The 15,233-nt window shown below is 72.0% G+C and carries 19 protein-coding genes and 1 pseudogene; 8 read left to right on the top strand and 12 right to left on the bottom strand.

The window, feature by feature from the left end; all coding sequences use genetic code 11:
• The first annotated feature begins 29 nt into the window (after positions 1 to 29).
• Together MKK58_RS24425 and MKK58_RS24420 are read left to right on the top strand one after the other, a co-directional pair.
• Positions 30 to 782 carry a lysophospholipid acyltransferase family protein gene (locus MKK58_RS24425; RefSeq protein WP_243915579.1) on the top strand — a complete coding sequence of 251 codons (753 nt, stop codon included), beginning with the start codon at positions 30 to 32 and terminating at the stop codon, positions 780 to 782.
• The gene (locus MKK58_RS24420) at positions 782 to 1,912 is read left to right on the top strand and encodes a glycosyltransferase (protein WP_243915578.1); all 1,131 of its coding nucleotides are present in this window, start codon (positions 782 to 784) and stop codon (positions 1,910 to 1,912) included. Before MKK58_RS24425 ends, MKK58_RS24420 begins: the two co-directional genes overlap by 1 nt.
• Here the strand turns inward: MKK58_RS24420 and cutA are convergent.
• Entirely contained in the window at positions 1,891 to 2,238 is a 348-nt protein-coding gene (cutA, locus tag MKK58_RS24415; RefSeq protein ID WP_243915561.1) for a divalent-cation tolerance protein CutA, read from the bottom strand. The two genes, MKK58_RS24420 and cutA, sit on opposite strands and share 22 nt — an antisense overlap.
• 124 nt (positions 2,239 to 2,362) lie before the next feature.
• Here cutA and MKK58_RS24410 point away from each other — a divergent pair, with 124 nt between their 5' ends.
• Positions 2,363 to 3,133, top strand: a complete 771-nt coding sequence (locus tag MKK58_RS24410) for an NAD kinase (RefSeq protein ID WP_243915560.1) — start codon at positions 2,363 to 2,365, stop codon at positions 3,131 to 3,133.
• A 10-nt stretch (positions 3,134 to 3,143) separates the two neighbouring features.
• Here MKK58_RS24410 and MKK58_RS24405 read toward each other — a convergent pair whose 3' ends face one another.
• From MKK58_RS24405 to MKK58_RS24395, 3 genes are all read right to left on the bottom strand, one after another.
• Entirely contained in the window at positions 3,144 to 4,634 is a 1,491-nt protein-coding gene (locus tag MKK58_RS24405) for a DUF2336 domain-containing protein (RefSeq protein WP_243915559.1), read from the bottom strand.
• Positions 4,631 to 5,737, bottom strand: coding sequence for a lytic transglycosylase domain-containing protein (locus MKK58_RS24400; protein WP_243915558.1), 1,107 nt, complete (start codon positions 5,735 to 5,737; stop codon positions 4,631 to 4,633). Before MKK58_RS24400 ends, MKK58_RS24405 begins: the two co-directional genes overlap by 4 nt.
• A 102-nt stretch (positions 5,738 to 5,839) precedes the next feature.
• A complete protein-coding gene (locus MKK58_RS24395) occupies positions 5,840 to 6,238 on the bottom strand; it encodes a rhodanese-like domain-containing protein (protein ID WP_243915557.1) in 399 nt (132 codons plus the stop codon).
• A 94-nt stretch (positions 6,239 to 6,332) separates the two neighbouring features.
• Here MKK58_RS24395 and ftrA point away from each other — a divergent pair, with 94 nt between their 5' ends.
• Complete coding sequence (gene ftrA, locus MKK58_RS24390; protein ID WP_243915556.1) at positions 6,333 to 7,349, top strand: transcriptional regulator FtrA; 1,017 nt, start codon at positions 6,333 to 6,335, stop codon at positions 7,347 to 7,349.
• 232 nt (positions 7,350 to 7,581) lie between these two features.
• The gene (locus MKK58_RS24385; RefSeq protein ID WP_243915555.1) at positions 7,582 to 8,346 is read left to right on the top strand and encodes an abortive infection family protein; all 765 of its coding nucleotides are present in this window, start codon (positions 7,582 to 7,584) and stop codon (positions 8,344 to 8,346) included.
• A gap of 45 nt (positions 8,347 to 8,391) precedes the next feature.
• On the opposite strand, the gene MKK58_RS24380 is transcribed toward MKK58_RS24385, so the two are convergent.
• Positions 8,392 to 9,690 carry a tyrosine-type recombinase/integrase gene (locus MKK58_RS24380; protein WP_243915554.1) on the bottom strand — a complete coding sequence of 433 codons (1,299 nt, stop codon included), beginning with the start codon at positions 9,688 to 9,690 and terminating at the stop codon, positions 8,392 to 8,394.
• 510 nt (positions 9,691 to 10,200) lie between these two features.
• Between MKK58_RS24380 and MKK58_RS24375 the strand changes: the two genes are divergently transcribed.
• Complete coding sequence (locus MKK58_RS24375; RefSeq protein WP_243915553.1) at positions 10,201 to 10,761, top strand: metallophosphoesterase; 561 nt, start codon at positions 10,201 to 10,203, stop codon at positions 10,759 to 10,761.
• On the opposite strand, the gene MKK58_RS24370 is transcribed toward MKK58_RS24375, so the two are convergent.
• The 3 genes from MKK58_RS24370 to MKK58_RS24360 all read right to left on the bottom strand — a co-directional run bounded on the left by MKK58_RS24370 (position 10,758) and on the right by MKK58_RS24360 (position 12,221).
• Positions 10,758 to 11,642 carry a hypothetical protein gene (locus MKK58_RS24370; RefSeq protein WP_243915552.1) on the bottom strand — a complete coding sequence of 295 codons (885 nt, stop codon included), beginning with the start codon at positions 11,640 to 11,642 and terminating at the stop codon, positions 10,758 to 10,760. The two genes, MKK58_RS24375 and MKK58_RS24370, sit on opposite strands and share 4 nt — an antisense overlap.
• A gap of 223 nt (positions 11,643 to 11,865) precedes the next feature.
• Positions 11,866 to 12,060, bottom strand: a complete 195-nt coding sequence (locus MKK58_RS24365) for a hypothetical protein (protein ID WP_243915551.1) — start codon at positions 12,058 to 12,060, stop codon at positions 11,866 to 11,868.
• Complete coding sequence (locus tag MKK58_RS24360; RefSeq protein WP_243915550.1) at positions 12,060 to 12,221, bottom strand: hypothetical protein; 162 nt, start codon at positions 12,219 to 12,221, stop codon at positions 12,060 to 12,062. The genes MKK58_RS24365 and MKK58_RS24360 overlap by 1 nt, the downstream gene beginning before the upstream one ends.
• Before the next feature lie 54 nt (positions 12,222 to 12,275).
• Here MKK58_RS24360 and MKK58_RS24355 point away from each other — a divergent pair, with 54 nt between their 5' ends.
• The gene (locus MKK58_RS24355) at positions 12,276 to 12,674 is read left to right on the top strand and encodes a hypothetical protein (RefSeq protein WP_243915549.1); all 399 of its coding nucleotides are present in this window, start codon (positions 12,276 to 12,278) and stop codon (positions 12,672 to 12,674) included.
• Positions 12,675 to 12,739: 65 nt separating this feature from the next.
• Complete coding sequence (locus MKK58_RS24350) at positions 12,740 to 13,330, top strand: hypothetical protein (RefSeq protein ID WP_243915548.1); 591 nt, start codon at positions 12,740 to 12,742, stop codon at positions 13,328 to 13,330.
• Between the two features lie 208 nt (positions 13,331 to 13,538).
• On the opposite strand, the gene MKK58_RS24345 is transcribed toward MKK58_RS24350, so the two are convergent.
• From MKK58_RS24345 to MKK58_RS24330, 4 genes and pseudogenes are all read right to left on the bottom strand, one after another.
• The gene (locus MKK58_RS24345) at positions 13,539 to 13,826 is read right to left on the bottom strand and encodes a hypothetical protein (protein WP_243915547.1); all 288 of its coding nucleotides are present in this window, start codon (positions 13,824 to 13,826) and stop codon (positions 13,539 to 13,541) included.
• 203 nt (positions 13,827 to 14,029) lie between these two features.
• Positions 14,030 to 14,434, bottom strand: coding sequence for a hypothetical protein (locus tag MKK58_RS24340; protein WP_243915546.1), 405 nt, complete (start codon positions 14,432 to 14,434; stop codon positions 14,030 to 14,032).
• A gap of 77 nt (positions 14,435 to 14,511) precedes the next feature.
• Positions 14,512 to 14,649, bottom strand: a complete 138-nt coding sequence (locus tag MKK58_RS24335; protein WP_243915545.1) for a hypothetical protein — start codon at positions 14,647 to 14,649, stop codon at positions 14,512 to 14,514.
• A gap of 442 nt (positions 14,650 to 15,091) precedes the next feature.
• Positions 15,092 to 15,233: pseudogene (locus MKK58_RS24330) on the bottom strand (ATP-binding cassette domain-containing protein); the annotation flags it as partial.

Genomic DNA, 15,233 nt, shown 5'->3' with positions numbered 1-15,233 from the left:
CCGCCCGATCGCCCGCACTGTGGCGGTTCATGGTCGGGTACTTCGACCGCTACGTGCGGCGTCACCTCAACGCCCTGCGGCTCGCCCGCTGGGGCGTGCCCGCCTGCGCCGATCATCCCGGCCCGGTGGTGGTCTACTGCAACCATCCGGCCTGGTGGGACGCGGCCGTGGTCATCCTGCTCGCCGGCAAGCTCTTCCCGGCGCGCGAGAGCTACGCGCCCTTCGACGCGCTGATGCTGGAGAAGTACGCGGTCTTCGCCCGGATGGGGGCCTTTGCGGTGGACCTCGACTCGGCCCGGGGCGCGGCCCAGTTCTTGCGGGCGACGCGGCGCATCCTCGCGGCGCCGAACCGGATGATCTGGATCACCGCCCAGGGGCGCTTCCAGGATGTCCGCGCCCGGCCGCTGGGCTTGCGCGCCGGCGTCGGCCGCCTGCCCGAGATCGCGCCCGACGCCCTGTTCGTGCCCCTGGCCCTCGAATACGCCTTCTGGGAGGAGCGGGGCGGCGAGGCCTTCGCGGCCTTCGGCACGCCCGTCTCCGGGGCCGCGCTCCTCGCCCTGCCGCGGGCCGAGCGGCTCGCCCGGATGGAGGCGGACCTGACCGCGACCCTCGACGCCTTGAGCGCCGACGTGGTCTCGCGCGAGGCCGCGCGCTTCACGCCGCTCGCCTCGGGTGCCAAGGGCGTCGGCGGGGTCTACGATCTCTGGCGGCGCCTCGGCGCCGTCCTCACGGGGCGGCGCTTCGAGCCGGCCCACCGTCAGAAGGGAGATCCGGTCCCGTGATGCTCGGTCTCGCGATCCTGGCCCTGGCCTGCGCGGCGCTGCCCGGCCTGATCGCCTGGGTCAACCTCTCGATCCTGCGCACCCCCGAGCCGGACCTCGACGTCCGTTCCCGGGTCTCGGTTCTCATTCCGGCCCGCAACGAGGCGGCCGTCATCGCCACGACGGTGCGGGCGGCCCTCGCGAGCGCCGGGGTCGCCCTGGAGGTGCTGGTCGGCGACGACCACTCCACCGACGACACCGCCGCCATCGTGGCCGGCATCGCCGCCACCGACCACCGCCTGCGCCTGATTCCGATCCCGCCCCTGCCCGAGGGCTGGACGGGGAAGAACCACGCCTGCGCCCGGCTGGCCGAGGCGGCGCAGGGAACCCACCTCCTCTTCGTGGATGCCGACGTCACCCTGGCGCCGGCCGCCGCCGCCGCCCTCGTCGCCCATGCGCGGCGGACCGATTCGGCCCTGGTCAGCGGCGTGCCGCGCCAGCGCATGGGCACGCTCGGCGAGCGCCTGACGGTCCCGATGATCAATTTCCTCCTCGTCGGCTACCTGCCGATGGCGATGATGCGGGCTTCCCCGCGCCCCAGCCTCGGGGCCGCCTGCGGCCAGCTCGTCCTCGTCGCCCGCGCCGCCTACGAGGACACCGGCGGCCACGGCGCCGTGCGCACCAGCCTGCATGACGGCGTCGTGCTGCCGCGCCGGTTCCGCCGGGCCGGCTACCGCACCGATCTGGTCGCCGCGCACGCGCTGGCCACCTGCCGGATGTACCGGGGGTTCGGCGAGGCTTGGGCCGGCTTCTCGAAGAACGCCCGCGAGGGCATGGCGACGCCGCGCGCCCTGCCCGTCTGGACCCTGCTGCTGGCCGGCGGCCACGTGCTGCCCTGGCTGCTCCTCCTCGCCGCCCTCCTGGGCTTCGGCTCGGGGGCCGTGGTCTTCCCGGCCGTCGCGGCGGCCCTGGTCTCCCTGGCGACGCGGGCGGCGATCACCCTGGTCACCCGCGAGCCGGCGGGGACGATCCTCCTCCATCCCTTCACCGTTCTGGTGGCTCTGGCGATCCAGTGGCGCGCCCTCCTGCGGCGCCGGGGCGCCGGGACGCCGGCCTGGAAGGGGCGCAGCTACCCGGTGGGTGGCCCCTGAACCGCCTCTGCGCCGGTCTCCGCCAGGATCCAGGCCGCGGTGTCGGGGTCGGCGCCCACCACGGGCAGATGCAGGATGATCGGCGTCTCGTAGGGGTGGCGCGCTTTCAGGGCGGCGCCGAGCGGCTCCGCCAGTCCCTCCCGGCTCTTCAGGATCGCGACGACCTCCGATCCCCGCTCCACTGCACCCTTCCAGGCGTAGACGGAGAGCATCCCCGGCAGGACGTTGACGCAGGCCGCCAGCCGCAGCCGCACGAGGTCTTCACCGATCCTCAGGGCGGTGCCGGCATCCGGGAAGGTGGTGTAGACGAGAAGCGGCCGCTCCATGCTATGGGTCTCCGACCAGGGCTCTGCCGCTCCACCGGCGGGAGCGGTCCGGCGGGGATGCCGGCGGGACTGGAAACGAGACGCTGGAGCGAACGCTTCGCGTCGGCAAGGCGGATGTGAGCCCATGGCGCGGCGTTTCGAACGGCTTGCCTTCGTCGCGAGTCCCACGGAGGACGCCCGCCAGGCGGCCGCGACCCTGATGCGCCGCTACGACCACGTGCCCCCCGACGAGGCGGACGTGGTGGTGGCGCTGGGCGGCGACGGCCTCATGCTCCAGACCCTGCACCGCTTCATGCACGCCGGCACGCCGATCTACGGCATGAACCGCGGCACCGTCGGCTTCCTCATGAACGAGTTCCGCGAGGACGGGCTGATCGAGCGCCTGGAGAACACCAAGCGCAGCATCATCCACCCGCTGATGATGGAGGCCTTGGACACCGAGGGCCGCCGGCACCAGGCCCGGGCCCTCAACGAGGTCTACATGCTGCGTCAGACGCACCAGACCGCCAAGCTCCGGATCTCCGTCGACGGCCATGTCCGCCTGCCCGAACTCATCGCCGACGGCGTGCTCGCGGCGACCCCGGCCGGCTCCACCGCCTACAACCTCTCGGTGGGCGGGCCGATCCTGCCCCTCAACGCCCGCCTCCTGGCCCTGACGCCGATCTCGGCCTTCCGGCCCCGGCGCTGGCGCGGCGCGCTGCTGCCGGACTACGCCCGCATTCAGATCGAGGTGCTGGATGCCGAGCACCGCCCCGTGGCGGCGGTGGCCGACCACACCGAGTTCCGGCGGGTCTGCACGGTGCAGACCTGGCTCGACCACGCCACCAACCTGACCCTGCTGCACGATCCCGGCCACAGCCTCGACGAGCGCATCCTGCGCGAGCAGTTCGGCTGAGGAGGATCGCTCAGGCGGCGATCCGCTCGCGATCCGCGCGGTAGCTCGCCACCAGGGCCTCCGGGATGGCGTCGAGGACGACCTCGACCGTGAGCTTGCGCGCGTGCTCCCGGCTGCCCTGGAACTCGGCCAGGATGGCATCGGGCAGGGCGTCGAGGATGACGCCGACGGGATCGGTGCGGGGCTCGTCGTCGGGCACCTCGGCCTGCGCGGGCTGAGCGTCCGGGGCTGGCTTCGCGATCGGGTCGGCTTCGGCCCGGGGGGCGGCCTCCGCGACAGGCCCCTGGGTGACGAGGCGCTGGGCCTCGCGCCACTCGCCGTCGAGGATCTCGTTCTCCATCCGCAGGGCGTCCGCGCGTGCGGCGTCCGCGGCGAGTTCGCGGGCGAGCACCCGCGCCTCGTCGCGCGCCGCCTCGGCCTCGAAGCGGGCGAGGAGCGCCATGACGCCCTGTGCCTCGGCGAAGGGCATCGTCTCGCAGGCGGTCAGCGCCCGCTCGATCATCAGGCGCGACAGGCTGGCGCCCGCGCTGACGATGGCGCCCTGCCCCGCCTCGCGCCACGCCGACAGGGCGGCGCCGAAGGCCGGCAGCAGCACGGGCGACAGGCCGGCCTTGCGATGGAGGGCGGCGAAGGCAGCGGTGGAGCCCTCCTGCATCAGCCCCGCCACCCGGCGCAGCGGCAGGCCCGAGAGGTCGGCCAGCGCCGCCTCCGCGAAGGCCATGTGGCCGGACAGGATGGCCCGCAGCAGCAGGCCGGCATTGAGCTGACCCTGCGCCTTGAGATGGGTCACGAGGCGGGCGAGGTCGATCGGGTGGGCCTCGGCGCTGAAGGCCAGGGTCGCGCGCTCCTGCGCCTCCCGGCTGGCGCGCGCGCTGCGGGCCGGGGTGAGCCAGCCGGAGGACACCGCGAAGGCCGAGAGAGCTTCGGCGAGCCGGGTCGTGATGCTCTGGCGCACCTCGAGGGGCAGGTTCGGCCGCGTCAGGATCGCCTCGCGCAAGGCGGCGTCGTCGCCGTGGCGCTCGACCATCCGCATCAGGCTGCCGGTGGTGATCCGGGCACTGCGGTTGCGCGCGAGGGCGACGAGGGCCGGCGCCTCCCCGATCTCCGCGAGTGCCCCGGCAACGCCCGCCGCCAGGTTCGCCCGGCCCGCGATCGCGCGGCGGACGGTGAGGCAGCCGATGGCGACGCCGTCCACGAGGTCGGCATCCCCCAGCACCGGCGAGCGGGACAGAACCAGGGCGGCGATGTCCGCCTGATCGCCCGCGAGGGCGACGATCAGGGTCCGGGGCGCCGTGGCGCAACCGGCGCAGGCCTCCGCCAGGGCCCGTCGCACGAGGCTGGAAGGATCGTCGAGGAGCGCCAGGAGCGCCGCCTCCGCCTCCCAGGCGATCTCTTCGCCGAGGCCGCCATAGAGGTAGGCGCGGGCGAGTGATCCCGCCGCCTCCGCCCGGCGCGCGGCGGAGCTGTGCTGCGTCCAGGCGAGGAACTGGCGGATGATCATGGGCCGCTCCGGATCGTGAAGAGGGACAGGTCGAGGGGGGCGCCGGACCGGACCGCCTGGCCGGAGGCGCCGAATTCGGCCGGCCGGCGCGGCGGCAGCGGCGCGCCGGTGAGCGCGGTGCCGGTGAGCGTGGGGCCGGTGACGTCCGCCGGGGCCGAGGCGGCGCGATCGGGGGCGGTCGCGGGGTCGGCCTGAGGCGCCTCCCCGCCGTCCGAGCGCGGAAAGTAACTCGGCGCGCTGCGGGCGGGCTCGGCGCCGGGGGCCCGGCCCTGCCAGAGCCGGGCGACGCCGGCCGAGACGCCGCCCTGCTGGCGGGCGTCGGTCTGGAACATCGAGCGCAGGCCGCCCTCGTTGAGGGAGGCGTAGGCGGTGGCGCCCTCGGGCAGCGCGACGGTGGCGGCGACGGGATTCGGCGCGCTGCCCGCTCGCGCGGTGGCGAGGTGGGCGTAGAGCTCGGCCGCCCCGCGCGGGCGCCCGGCCTTGTCGTAGAACAGGTTCCGGTTGGCGGCGGCCGCCTCCGGCATGTCGAGGGCGGCGGCCCGGGCCGGGCTCGCCTGCGCGGTGGCGATGAGGGCGGCGGCCCCCCGCGCCCCGAGGACGTGGGCGGCGTAGAGGTCACCCCCCGTCGGCTCCCGCCCGAGGGTGGCGCTCAGGCTCTCGCGGTTCCGTTCGGTCAGGGCGCCCGCCATGGTGGCGGCGATCTTCGGATCGCGGCGCAGGTCCAGGATGGTCTGCCGGGCGGCCGGGTCGCTCACCGTGTAGGTGCCGTCGGCGCCCCGGGTGATGGCATCCGCGTAGGTCGAGAGGCCGAGCCGGGGCCCCGCGCTCTTCATGGTGCCGAGCCAAGTCTGCTCGATGAACTGGAACAGGCCGGTGGCCGAGGAGGTCCCGGCCTTGGCGGAGGGGTCGAGGGAGGATTCGCGCTGGGCCGTGGCCAGGAGGTAGTCGAAGCCCGCGCCGGAGGTCTGCGCCCCGTCTCGGATCGCCTCGATCACCCCGCCCGTCGCGCCGGTGCGGCCGTTCGGGGCCGTCCCGCGCGTGCCCGCCTCCCGGCTGGCGCCGGTCTCGCGGGGGCTGGCGGGGGGCGTGGTGAACAGGAACATGGCCGTCCGGCTGAGGGCGGGCCCGGATGCCGCCCCGGCCCGATCCTTGTTCCCATCATGGTAAAGGAAGCTTGAAGGGCGGAGCCCGGACCGTGACCGGTTTCAGGATTCGCCCGCGAATTCCAGGCCCTCGTCCGCCCAGCCCGTCAGCCCGCCCAGCATCAGCTTCACGGGGCGCCCGAGTTCGGCGAGCCGCAGGGCCGCACGGTCGGCACCGTTGCAATGGGGGCCCGCGCAGTAGACGACGAACAGCGTGTCCGCGGGCCATGCGGCCATGCGCTCGGCGGTGATGAGGCGGTGCGGCAGGTGCAGGGCGCCCGGGATGTGGCGCTGCCGGAACGCGGCCTCGGAGCCGACGGCGTGCAGGAGCACGAAGTCGGGCGGCCCGGCCAGCAGGGCGGCGGCCACGTCCGCGCAGTCGGTCTCCAGTTCGAGGCGGCGGCGGAAATGGTCGCGCGCGATCGCGGGCGGGCAGGCGGGGATGGCGCTGACGGGGTTCATGGATCCTCTCTCCAAGACGGCTCGGTGGACGGACAGAGGTAGCAGCGGGCACGCGGCTTGGCGGCGGGCGGGATCGCCAGTTAGCGTCGCGATCATGCCAAAGCCGCAAGCGTGCCGCGTCTCTCAAACCCGCCTCGCCCCCGAAGACCGCCTCGTGGTGGTGCTGGCCTATGACGGGCTCTGCACCTTCGAGTTCGGCGTCGCCGTGGAGATCTTCGGGCTGCCCCGCCCGGAGATGGGCGCGGACTGGTACCGCTTCGCCGTGGCCGGGCTCGAGCCCGGTCCGATGCGGGCCGAGGGCGGCGTACGCGTCCTGGCCGATGGCGGCCTCGACCTCCTGGCCGAGGCCGGTACCATCGTGGTGCCGGGCTGGCGCGGAGCCGGCCTGCCGGTGCCCGGCTCGCTGGTGGAGGCGCTCCGGGCGGCGGCGGCGCGCGGGGCGCGCCTGCTCTCGATCTGCTCCGGGATCTTCGTCCTCGCGGCCGCCGGCCTGCTGGAGGGACGCCGCGCCACCACCCATTGGCGCCACGCCGAGGCGCTGGCGGCGCGCCACCCCGGCATCCGCTTCGTGGCGGACGTCCTCTACGTGGACGAGGGCCAGGTCCTCACCTCGGCCGGCTCCGCCGCGGGCATCGACCTCTGCCTGCACCTGGTGCGGCGCGATTTCGGCGTGGCGGCTGCCAACCTCGTGGCACGGCGTCTCGTCGTCCCGCCCCACCGGGACGGCGGCCAGACGCAGCGCGTGCCGGGGGCGGTCGCGGTGCCCCACGAGGCCGCGCGGATCGGGCCGCTCCTCGATGCGATCCGGGCGGAGCCGGGGCGCGACTGGCCGATCGCCGTCCTCGCCGCGCGGGCGGGGATGAGTGCGCGGACATTTCTGCGCCGCTTTGCCGACGCCACCGGCACCACGCCGGCGCGCTGGCTCCTCGCCCTGCGCCTCGCGCGCGCCCGCGACCTCCTGGACGAGGCCGACCGGCCGCTCCAGGCCGTGGCCGAGGCGGCGGGCTTCGCCACGGCAGCGACTCTGCGCCGGCACTTCCGCCGCCATTTCGCGACGACGCCGGCCGCCTACCGCGCCCGAAACGCGAAAAGCGCCCCGGAGGACGCTTGAAGACGTTGGATCGGTTGGGAAAATTGGAGCGGGCGAAGGGATTCGAACCCTCGACCCCAACCTTGGCAACGCACGGTTCCCGTAGCATGGTGCCCTCTTGGCGGCAAGGCTCCACTCCGGAAACCATGCCGTCCCGTGCAACGCCGTTCAATCCGGTATCACTCCAAACCGACCCAGGCACGGGGTTTCCAACCCATTTCCGCCCCGCTCCCGGGGCCGCCGGGGGCGACGCGTGGACGACATTCCGGAGAGCCGGCTGGAGCAGGTCGCGATGATGGAGGGCATCCTCATCGAGCACGCGACGGGCCGGTCCAGCGAAGGCCACGTCTACGAGCACCTCCGCCACGAGTTCCTCGCCGACGCCGAGGTGAAGGCGCTGCTGCCCGCGTTCGTCCGGACCTCCCGCACGCTCGACGCGTTCTGGCCCTTCATCAAGGAGAAGCTCGGTCGGTACCAGGAGCGGCGCGCCTTCATCCGGGAATCGTTCACGCCGCTGATCGACCACCTGGAGGGGCGCAACCGGGCGCCCGGGGACGCGGTGGTTTCGGACGCGCTGGCGACCTTCGACGCCGACGGCGTCCACGCGGTCTGGGCCAAGGCCCTGTCGCGCCGGTCGTCCGATCCCGAGGGCGCCATCACCGTCGCCCGCACGCTGCTGGAGACGGTGTGCAAGCACATCCTCGACGAGCGGACCGTGGCCTACGCCGAGAAGGACGACCTGCCTAAGCTCTATGGGGCGGTGGCGAAGGCGCTGCGGCTGGCCCCGGACCAGCACACCGAGGAGCCGATCAAGGCCATCCTCGGCGGCGCGATGCACCTGGTGAACGGGCTCGGCACCCTGCGCAACCGGTTCTCGGACGCCCACGGTCGGGGCGCGCAGCGGGACGCCGGGGCGCCGGTGAAGCCCTCTCCCCGGCACGCCAGCCTCGCCGTGAACGCCGCCGGCGCGGTCGCGACCTTCCTCGTCGAGACCCACCTCGAACGGGGCACGGCGTGACGCCGGGTCCGGATGGCGACGACTTTTTTGCAGATCCCTTGCAGGCTACGCCGCGGCGGCCCGCTTCTGGTACTCGCTGGCCGTGTGCCCGTAGACCTTGAGGACCATCGCCGGCGTCATGCCAAGGTAGTCCGCGACCTCTTGGGTCGGCACGCCGGCGCGGAGCATCAGCGTCGCCCGGGTGTGCCGGAGGATGTGCGGCGTCGGCCAGCCCATCTCGTCGATGCCGGCGTCTTCGTCGGTCTCGGGCACGTCCGCCCCGTCGTCGTCGAAGCCCAGCGCCTCGCCTCCGACGCGGTACGTCCCGTCGATCTCGCGCCGGTCGAGGCAGGCCCGGATGGCGGCCAGCCGGAACCCCTTGCTGATCCGCTTGATCTCCTTGCCGTGGTCGCTGATGACGCGGCCGATGCCCTTGGCGAGATCCGCCTCTCGCCAGGCCGAAAGCAGCGGCAGGAGCTTGTCGTGGATTCGGCACGGGGTCTGCCGCTTCCGGGAGACCGGCGCCTCGGGCCCGCTGCGGAACAAGGTCGTCGAGGTGAAGTCGACGTACCCAGCGGTGCGGTGCCGGCGCCAGCGCATGTCGAGCAGGGCCGCCGACCTGGTGCCCGAGTAGAAGCCCATCTCGCAGAACCGCTCCATGTGGTCCGACGGGTCGAGCCTCAGGCCCTCGATGCGCTTCCACTGGGGCTCGCGCGTCGCGAGGTCGGTCCAGGCCCAGCGGTATCCCTGGGCCGCCTTTAGCAGCCGTGCGTACTCGCCCTCGGTCAGCCAGTCCGGATGCGCCTGCCCCGCCTCGGGCAGGGAGACCAGGGGCCGGGCCGTCAGCGTGAACTCCTTGTGCCACTCGCCGATGGCGGCCGAGAGGGTCTGAAGCTCGCGCCGGGCCGTTGGGACCTTCACGTGCTTGATCTTCTTCGAACCCGGCGCCGAGTACGTCTCCTTGATGCGCTCGGCGGTGTACGAGCGGCACGTCTTGCCCGTGACTTGGGCGAGCGTCTTGCCCTTCCAGTGGCGGAGCAGGTGCGCCATGTGCTGGCCGGTGAGGGCCGCGTTCTTCGTGCCCACCTGCAGGGTGCCGTAGTGGGCGAGGCACGTCGCGACGGTGATCAGGCGCGGGTCCTTGTTCGCCGGGTCGTCGGAATCGGGAGCGCCTAGGAGCCGCTCTTGCTCGATGCGCGAGCGCTCGGCGAGGTAGACCGCGAACTCGCTTTCAGCCTTGCCGCGATCCTCTCGGCCGTGGCTTGTTCTGCGCTTCCACGGCTTGCCGGCGAGGGTGTCGTGGATCGCCCAGACGCCCCGGTCGAGGTCGAACTTGAGCCGGGCTGGGGCTTGCTTGCGTGCCAAGTCGTGTCTCTCCAATCCTGCAGGGCGCGTCGGGTGACCAGGATGCCGTGCCCGGGTTTCATCGTCCGGAGCTTGCCGGACTTGGCCGCGGCTCGAAGCTGGGCGGTCGAGAACATCGGCATGCGAAACGGCCCGGCGAGCTCGGGCGCCCAGGTCGCCGTCTCCAGGTCTAGGAGACCGTCGAGACCCGCCGCTTCGCAGAGCAGCCAGCCGCCGTCGGACAGGTCGACGTTGTCGTCCACGATCAGGTTGAATTCGGGCATGTCGTTAGACTCTCAGCTCGCGTGGGTTGGCGTCAACGTTCGGGTCGAGGGTCCGAGTGCGCAGTTGTGGATCCCTTCCCCTCGCGGTCCCGCGACCAGGGATTTCGTAACCGGCCTCGGCTAGACCTGACGATTCCACCGCCCCCCCGGAGAGACCCGTGAAACCGATAGCCGCCCCCATCGAGAGACCTGTTCCCCCGGGGGCGTGACCGTGCGCGGCAGCCCCCTCGCCAGAGGATGCTGCCCCATGCCGTTCGAGACCTTCGTCACCGCCGACACGCACTTCGGGCACGGCTCTGTGATCCGGACGATGTCCCGTCCCTTCGCCTCCATCGAGGAGCACGACGAGTTCCTGGTCGCCGCCTGGAACGCCACCGTTGGCGTCCGCGACGAGGTCTGGCACCTCGGCGACTTCGCCCTCGGGGCGAGCCCGGAGCGGTGCGCCGCGATCTTCCGCCGGTTGAGGGGCCGCAAGATCCTCGTCAAGGGCAACCATGACCGTAAGCGGGTCCTCGACCTGCCGTGGCACTCCCAGCACCTGTTCGCCACGCCGAAGTTGCAGGGCCAGCGCTGGGTGTTCAGCCACTACCCGATGCGGGCCTGGCCGGGCGCGTGGCGGGGGGTGAGGCATTGCTTCGGGCATACCCATGGCTTGCTGCCGGACACCAGCCGCTCGTGCGACGTCGGCGTGGACCGGTGGTCCTACCGTCCGGCCTCCCTCGACGAGATCCGGGAGCGGATGGATGCGACGCCCGCGGTCCCCGAGGAGCTCGCCCTCGGGGCCGAGTTGGACGACGGCGAGGACTAGGCTTGGTACCATTCGTGCAGCGCGGAGTCGTAGTGCAGGTCCAGTCCCCGGTACTTCAGCCACTCCGCCCGGCCTGGACGCCTCTCGTCGAACACCATGAGTAAGCGGCCGCCTTCTTCGAGCCGGCCGAGGGCCCAGACTAGACTGCCGCGGCGTCCGGTGCATGTGCACGAGACCATGGGCGAAGGGCGTCCGTCGTGCAGCCAAGCGGCCACCATGGCCTCGACGATTGTGCGCTCCTTGTACCGCCACTGGGGCGTTACGACGGGAGGCGGGGCGACCTGGGGAAAACCGAAGCTGAACTGGCGGGTCGGGTCCGCCACGGGAATCGGACGACGGGGCGCGTTTCGACGCCGCTGATCGGCTCGGCGCTCCTCCGCCTTTCTCTCAAGCTCCGCCCGTTCGGCTAGCCGGATGAGGTGGATTTCCTCAGCCTCCTTCAACTCGGCGAGGTGTTCGGCCTCCCAGTTCGCCCGCCGCTCCGCGCTCTCCGCGCTCTCCGCTAGGAACTGCGCCTCCTCGATCTTGTCCGGGTCGAGGTGGGCCGGGAACGCCTGGTCGTCCGTGACCCCGGTCTCGCGCTCGTAGAGGGCGATCAGCTTCGTGGCGTCCTCGTCCGGGGCGATGAGCTCCAAGAGCATGTGCCAACTGAGGCGGCTGTTTAAGTCAGCCCGCACCTCGGCAAGCGACGCCATGAACTGCACACCGTGATCGAGCGTGACCGGCTCATCGGCGAGCAACTGCGGGACCCAGGCGCCCGCCTCCTTCAGGGTGAGGTACTCGTGTGTGTCGTGGTCGTTGCCGCGAACGATGAACGAGCACACGCCTTCCCGCTCTGGCTCGGTGAACTCGGCTTCGATGATCTTCTTCCAGTCCGTCACGGTCGTCTCCCACGCAGAGGCCGGGGCCTCGATGCGCAGACGAAATCATGGCGGGGCCATCGAAGTCACGAAAAGTCGTGCTCGAAGGTTAACGCGGAAGTCTGGTCACTTGGAAGGTAAAGGGCGAAGCCGTCCAAGTCCATGATCCGATTGGGGCGACCTATCGACAGGGTAAACAGGTGCTTACCCAGTAAAACTTTACGCAGTCCCGGATCGGGACGGTTCACCGCCTCGGGCCAGCCAGCGCCGCCCGGGCGAGGTCCAGCGCCGCGTCGACGGCGGCCTGCCCGCGGGCCTCGATCATGACCATGCGGAAGGCGGCCCGGCCGGTGCTGGTGTCCCGGGCGCCCTCCGTCACCGCGACGCGCAGGCTCGCCTCCAGCGCAGCCGCCTTCGTGGGAAGGGTTCGCCGGGCCATCAGGCGGCGTCCTTCGCGCGGTCGTTGCCGGCGGTCCAGTCCGCCACCAGGAGCGCCATCGCCTCGCCGACGAGGCGGCGGCGGCGAAGCGGGATGCAGACCGGCTCGCCGGCTTCTACGCCACGGACAGCCGTGCCCACATCGAGGCCCTGCGGAAGCACCTGACCAAGCTCGACTGGGCCTGGTCGAAGGGGAAGGCGGAGCTCGCCGCCGCCGTGCTCGCCGAGCCCCCGCAGTACGACGACGTGCCCACGATCAAGGCCGGCGAGACCGCCCGCCGGCTTGTCCGCGAGGTCGACGCCGCCATCGCGCGCGTCCGGGAGAGGATCGCGAAGGACCCGTCACGGGACTGGCTGACGTTGGCCCAGGACCCGGACGTGCGGGAGGCCGTCCACGAGGCGACGCAACTCCTGTCCGGGCGCGACGGGGATCTGGCGACCGTCCGCAACGATTCCGGCTGGGGCAAATCGCACTCGCACGCAGGGCACGTCCTGGCGGCCGAGGAGTGCCTGAGCGTCATCATGGCCTCGCAGGCATTGGCCGCCGTGCACCGGCACCGGCGGCAGCTACCCGACGCCCTGAGGATGCGGATCTTCGGAGCCGCGCACTTCTAGCCCTTCTCGTTTTCGTCGCCACCCGGACAATCGAATCGTCACCCCCCCCACACAGGAGCACACCCATGTCCGTTCGTCGGTTCCTCGGCGCCGTCATCGCCGCCACCCTGGCCGCCCTCGCGGCCGCCCCGAAGCTGATCTGGGAGGGCGGGCGCTGGATCCTCCGGTCCCTTGCCCCGCCGCAGCAGGCCGCCCAGGCTCCGGGCGAGCTCGTCGAGCAGGTCGAGGAGCTCGTCGCCGAGACCGAGACCAAGGCCGCGATGACCTCCGCCGGCGTCCACAAGGCCGACATCCGCCCGACGCACCACACTGACCTCGGGCGCGCCGCACTCCAGTATCTGATGCCGATGGAGGGCGACGATGAGACCATCGCCGTCATGTTGGACGATCAGGCCAAGGACTACCTCGACAGCCTGCCGCGCGACCGCCTGGCCCTGTTGGTCAATTTCCGCCCCGAGCAGATCGGGCGGCACCTCACCCGAGAGGTCCCCATTGCGACGATGCCCAGGGTCCCGAGCTACCGCGAGTACACGCAGTCCCTCTACGACCGCCTCGCCGCCGAGGGGCACAACCCGGACCCCTGCATCGTCCAGTCGATCCGCCGGGCCGACGTCGACGAGGAGCCCCAGGACGGCGTCCGGTACGGGATGCGCTGATCCGGACACCGTCCGCCCCGCCTGGACGCCGTCCGGCCCGAGACGAGAAAGGCCCGCCAAGGGGTGTCCCGGGCGGGCCTTTTTCTGACCTGAGCGCACCCCGTGGCAGGGTGTCGCATCAAGAAGAATGGGGGTAGATACTTTCCCTGTGCACACACGAAAGCATTTCGTCAGCATGCCGCGTGCGCACCCGTGCTTTCGTCAGCACTCAGGCGGCGAGGCGGACGAGATCGCGGCGCTGGGCGTCCCGCTCCCGGAGGGTGGCCTCGCGACGGACGGCGTCGCGGTCAGCCTCGGCCCGGGCGAGCTTGGCGCGGGCAGCGGCGAGGCGGGCGGAGGCGGCCCGGTAGACGGCAGCCTCTTGGGCGTCGGCCTGGAAGCGGGCGTTCGTGTCGGCCCAGGCCCGGGCTGCCACGCATGCGAGGCCCAGGGCCGCGCTCTCGAAGGTGTGGGCGACGCGGGAGGCGTCGGGGTAGCTGTTGTAGGACTTGCTCATCTTGGCCTCCCTCGGTCGCCTGCTGCCCATTGGAGATCGCAGCTCTGGGGCGGCTCCGAAAGAGTCGTGCGCAGTCTCCGTTGGATCGCGGTTAACCCTTCCCTGGCCCGGACGCCAAAGCAGACGAGGCACCACCAGCTAAGGTAGCGCCCCGTTACTGCCTGGCCGTGAATCGGATTGTTGAAGGGACGCCGGGCGGCGCCTCACCGCCCCTGGGGGAACAGCCGGGCCTGGATCATCTGCCACCGCACGTCCTTGGCGATGTCCCTGCCGGCGAGACCCTTCAGGGCGGCCCGTGCGATTGCCTCGGCATCGAGGGTCAACCCGGCCAATTTGCCCGTCCGCTGCATGTGAGCCCGGGCGCCGGCGGCCTTGAAGGCGGCGGCCAAGGCCTGGACGATGGCGGTGTCAACGACGCGCGCATCGGGCAGGCCCTTGTCGCGACGGCGGGCGCGCTCAATGCGCTTGCGCTCAGCCTCGTCGCGGCGCGCCTTGGCGGCGGCGGCCGACGCGGATTCCGGCGTGGGCGGGGGCGCGAAATCGTCTTGGTCGAGCTCGTCGGCGAGCTCGTCGACGATGCTCTGGACGGCGGCGTTGCCGAATGTCATGACCGGTCTCCCCTGCTGCAGGGAGTGTCCAGGGCCGTCACGCCTAGCACAAGGACGGTGTCCGGCCGGACGGCGTCCTAGTCGGCGGGCTCGACGGGCACGAGGCGGATCTCGGCCTTCAGCCCGAGGGTGGCGGCCACGGCGAGGAGGCGGTCGAGGCCCCAGCCCTCGATGTCGCCGGCCCTTAGTTGCGTCCTGATCTTTTGCGAATTCATCCCCGGCATCCGGCACGGCTTGGCCGACGGGACGCGGGCCTTGGCCACCCGGCAGAGGTCCTCGGCGGTCCCCTCGAACGCCTGGGCGATCTGCTCGGCGGTGTCCCGTTCCAGGGCCTCGGCCCCGCGGCGGCCGGCCTCGGCGTCATGCCGGACGACGAGGTCGTCGCCTCGGACGCACTGCCGATACCTAGGGAGGCTAACGATAAAAATCTGAGGCTCGGTGCTTGCTACGAACGTCTGGGTTGGGTGTTTATGCCACTGTCTGCTTTCGGGTCGAATTTTAGAAAAGCGGATGCTGAATAGCACCGAATCAAACCTTCGTAAGTGCCGACCTGTAACCCTCCAGGCACACATCGTCGGAAAGCCTTTGCGTGCCATTGACGGCGGACGCCTTGATCGCGCTCCTTGTCCCCGACGGTTCCTCCCCGGAGGATCAAAAGGCCCGGGCGATGTTGACGCGCTGGCGCTGGCCGCCCGACAGCTCGTGCGGATAGCGCGCCGCGAAGCGCGCCGGCTCCAGCCCCACCCGGGCGAGCAGGGAGCGGGCGCGCTCGATGGCCTGGCGCTTCGGGACCCCGTGC

This window comes from Methylobacterium sp. J-078, assembly GCF_022829285.1.
Lineage (GTDB): Bacteria > Pseudomonadota > Alphaproteobacteria > Rhizobiales > Beijerinckiaceae > Methylobacterium.
This window is presented reverse-complemented; position numbering and strand designations above follow the sequence as displayed.

What these genes read in the sequence shown, in the direction of transcription:
- MKK58_RS24350 (WP_243915548.1), top strand. Translation starts at nt 12,740, where the DNA reads ATGTCCGTTCGTCGGTTCCTCGGCGCCGTCATCGCCGCCACCCTGGCC.
- MKK58_RS24375 (WP_243915553.1), top strand. Translation starts at nt 10,201, where the DNA reads ATGCCGTTCGAGACCTTCGTCACCGCCGACACGCACTTCGGGCACGGC.
- MKK58_RS24395 (WP_243915557.1), bottom strand. Translation starts at nt 6,238, where the DNA reads ATGAACCCCGTCAGCGCCATCCCCGCCTGCCCGCCCGCGATCGCGCGC.
- MKK58_RS24400 (WP_243915558.1), bottom strand. Translation starts at nt 5,737, where the DNA reads ATGTTCCTGTTCACCACGCCCCCCGCCAGCCCCCGCGAGACCGGCGCC.
- MKK58_RS24340 (WP_243915546.1), bottom strand. Translation starts at nt 14,434, where the DNA reads ATGACATTCGGCAACGCCGCCGTCCAGAGCATCGTCGACGAGCTCGCC.
- MKK58_RS24410 (WP_243915560.1), top strand. Translation starts at nt 2,363, where the DNA reads ATGGCGCGGCGTTTCGAACGGCTTGCCTTCGTCGCGAGTCCCACGGAG.
- MKK58_RS24345 (WP_243915547.1), bottom strand. Translation starts at nt 13,826, where the DNA reads ATGAGCAAGTCCTACAACAGCTACCCCGACGCCTCCCGCGTCGCCCAC.
- ftrA (WP_243915556.1), top strand. Translation starts at nt 6,333, where the DNA reads ATGCCAAAGCCGCAAGCGTGCCGCGTCTCTCAAACCCGCCTCGCCCCC.
- cutA (WP_243915561.1), bottom strand. Translation starts at nt 2,238, where the DNA reads ATGGAGCGGCCGCTTCTCGTCTACACCACCTTCCCGGATGCCGGCACC.
- MKK58_RS24420 (WP_243915578.1), top strand. Translation starts at nt 782, where the DNA reads ATGCTCGGTCTCGCGATCCTGGCCCTGGCCTGCGCGGCGCTGCCCGGC.
- MKK58_RS24335 (WP_243915545.1), bottom strand. Translation starts at nt 14,649, where the DNA reads ATGAATTCGCAAAAGATCAGGACGCAACTAAGGGCCGGCGACATCGAG.
- MKK58_RS24405 (WP_243915559.1), bottom strand. Translation starts at nt 4,634, where the DNA reads ATGATCATCCGCCAGTTCCTCGCCTGGACGCAGCACAGCTCCGCCGCG.
- MKK58_RS24425 (WP_243915579.1), top strand. Translation starts at nt 30, where the DNA reads ATGGTCGGGTACTTCGACCGCTACGTGCGGCGTCACCTCAACGCCCTG.
- MKK58_RS24365 (WP_243915551.1), bottom strand. Translation starts at nt 12,060, where the DNA reads ATGGCCCGGCGAACCCTTCCCACGAAGGCGGCTGCGCTGGAGGCGAGC.